Source organism: Roseinatronobacter sp. NSM (assembly GCF_052379845.1).
Classification (GTDB): domain Bacteria; phylum Pseudomonadota; class Alphaproteobacteria; order Rhodobacterales; family Rhodobacteraceae; genus Roseinatronobacter.
Map to the genome: position 1 here is coordinate 1 of NZ_JBQTCF010000093.1, position 1,084 is coordinate 1,084.

1 protein-coding gene is annotated in these 1,084 nt (G+C 68.8%); it reads right to left on the reverse strand.

Annotation, left to right across the window (positions count from 1 at the left end):
* On the reverse strand, positions 1 to 1,070 hold a 1,070-nt coding region (locus ACTZWY_RS19760), incomplete at its 3' end, for an aldehyde dehydrogenase family protein (RefSeq protein ID WP_444792413.1).
* Positions 1,071 to 1,084 lie beyond the last annotated feature (14 nt).

Genomic DNA, 1,084 nt, shown 5'->3' on the forward strand with positions numbered 1-1,084 from the left:
TCGCGCACGCCCGCGCTGGCGGCAATGCGCGCACGGCCCGCGCGGTAGGCGTCTGCAATGCCGTCGGTCAGCATGGTCTGCGCGCCCACCCCTTCCAGCGCGGCCTTGGCGGTGGCGGCAAACGCATCGGCCTGCGGCCCGTCCAGCACCACGGCAATACCGGGATTGGTGCAGAACTGGCCCGCGCCCATGGTCAGGCTGGCGGCCCAGCCTGCGGCAATATCGGCCCCGCGCGCGCCCATGGCCGCAGGCAGGATGAACATTGGGTTCACGCTGCCCAATTCACCGAAAAACGGAATGGGATCAGGGCGTTGCGCGCATAGATCAAACAGCGCGCGACCCCCGCCAAGCGACCCGGTGAAGCCCACAGCGCGGATCAGCGGGTGGGTGACCAATGCCGCGCCCACCTCGCGGTTGCCGCCTTGTATCAGGGAAAACACGCCCGGATGCAGCCCGCAGGATTTGGCCGCTGCAGTGATTGCATCGCCCACCAGCTCGCCCGTGGCGGGATGGGCGGAATGGCCCTTGACGACGACGGGACAGCCTGCCGCCAGCGCCGCTGCTGTGTCGCCGCCGCCCACCGAAAAGGCCAGCGGAAAGTTCGACGCGCCAAACACCGCCACAGGGCCGATGGGGCGCTGGATCATGTGCAATTCGGGGCGCGCGGCAGGCTGGCGGTCGGGCAGGGCGGCGTCATGGCGGCGGTCCAGATACTCGCCCTTGCGGATATGGTCTGCAAACAGGCGCAGCTGGCCCGTGGTGCGCCCGCGTTCGCCCACCAGCCGCGCTTGCGGCAGGCCGGTTTCGGCGCAGCCCATCGCGGTGATGGCCTCGCCGCGCGCGTCAATCTCATCTGCGATGGCGTCCAGAAACGCAGCGCGCTCCGCGCGGGCGGAGTAGCCGAAGGTTTCAAACGCCTCCTCGGCCGCGCGGCAGGCGCGGTCCACCAGTTCCGGCGTGCCCACTGCAAATTCATGCGCGGGGCCATGCGCCGGGCTGGATGCAAACCGCGCCCCCCCGTCAACCAACTCCCCTGCAATCAAATGCATCCCATGCGGTTCATGCGTCATATCAGTGCCTTTCA